This is a genomic window from Acinetobacter sp. AKBS16, assembly GCF_002899995.1.
Taxonomy (GTDB): domain Bacteria; phylum Pseudomonadota; class Gammaproteobacteria; order Pseudomonadales; family Moraxellaceae; genus Acinetobacter; species Acinetobacter baumannii.
This window is the reverse complement of sequence record NZ_POYH01000064.1, coordinates 1,883-3,205: the sequence shown is the minus strand read 5'-3', so window position 1 is coordinate 3,205 and position 1,323 is coordinate 1,883. Positions and strand designations below refer to the sequence as shown.

The window sequence follows — 1,323 nt, the reverse complement described above, 5'->3', positions numbered from 1 at the left end:
AAGTGCCGCGCTCTTCAGCTTCTTCATTTAATGCCGAATCTAAACGTACATAATGGCTCACATCGGCAATTGCAACGACAACTCGGTAACCACCACCAGGACGTTTTTCCGCATATACTGCATCATCGAAATCTCGCGCATCTTCACCATCGATTGTGACAAGTGCCAAGTCTCTTAAATCAACTCGACCTTCGCGATCTTGTTCAGCAGGTTCTTTGAAACTTTCAGCTTCTTTTATAACTTCATCTGGAAATTCGTAAGGCAAACCAAACTCTAAAATGGTCTGCGGGATAATAATTTCAGTATCGGCTTTATCTGCCATAGACTGAATAATATGTGCCGTTGCAAATTCTTCCCGGGTTGGGTAAGTGTCTATAGCAACACGAAGCATATCGCCGACATTTGCTTTAGCATGTTCAACCAATTCTTTTTCTAGTGGGATAGGTTGATGCTGATTTGGATTGTTAGGCTGAATAAAATATTCGCCGTCATGTACCGACAATTTACCAATTAACTGTTTTACTCGATGCTGTATAACTTCGGTAATGAAACCCCATGGTTTACCTTTGCGATCTACCGATGTCTGCCGAACACGGACCCGATCACCATTAAAGACTAAACGTAACTCACGCTCAGGTAATAACAAATCATCTTGACCATCAATATGTGCTGTACCCAAACCTTTACTATTAATATAGACAGTTGCTTCATAGGTAGGTTGGTCTGCCACCAACTGAAACTTAAAACCATCCTTCATAAGTTGGCCATCACGAACCATAGCACTTAAGCGATGACTTAAGGCTTCAATACTTTTCTGATCTTGAATATGAAAATGGTCAACAAGTTCTGCATGAGATTGCGGTGTTTGCAATTGTTCCAACGTATCTAAAATAAGAGTACGGCTTGGAATAGGATTGTCATAACGTTCAGCTTCGGCTTTTGCTTCGGGGTCAACCCAGTTTTTTGTCATGTCGTTTGGTTTCATGCTTGGCAGATAGGTTTAGCATAAGACATGCAGACCAGAACTGCACGTTCAGGTTTGCAATAATGTGTTATGCACTACTGTGTTGAAATAAAGAAATAATATCTATCTTAACAAGCGTTTGATTGAAAAAGGCGAAAAGAATACGAAAATTGTTTAAAAAATATTTAATTGAACGAAAAAACAAGAAAATTTCAGTATCATGACTTGAACAATGTAGTTTTAGTTTGTATTATGGCGGCTCGTTCCGGTGAGGTGGATGAGTGGCTGAAATCACTTCCCTGCTAAGGAAGCATACCTATTACTGGTATCGAGGGTTCGAATCCCTCTCTCACCGCCAT

Annotated in this window: 1 protein-coding gene and 1 tRNA gene; one reads left to right on the top strand and one right to left on the bottom strand. The window is 40.3% G+C overall.

Annotation, left to right across the window (positions count from 1 at the left end; translation table 11 throughout):
* Nucleotides 1-970 (bottom strand): RNB domain-containing ribonuclease (locus C1642_RS19190; RefSeq protein WP_228153842.1); only part of this gene is annotated, 970 nt, incomplete at its 3' end.
* 261 nt (nt 971-1,231) lie between these two features.
* Between C1642_RS19190 and C1642_RS11265 the strand changes: the two genes are divergently transcribed.
* A tRNA-Ser gene (locus tag C1642_RS11265) sits at nt 1,232-1,322 on the top strand.
* Nucleotide 1,323: the final 1 nt, after the last annotated feature.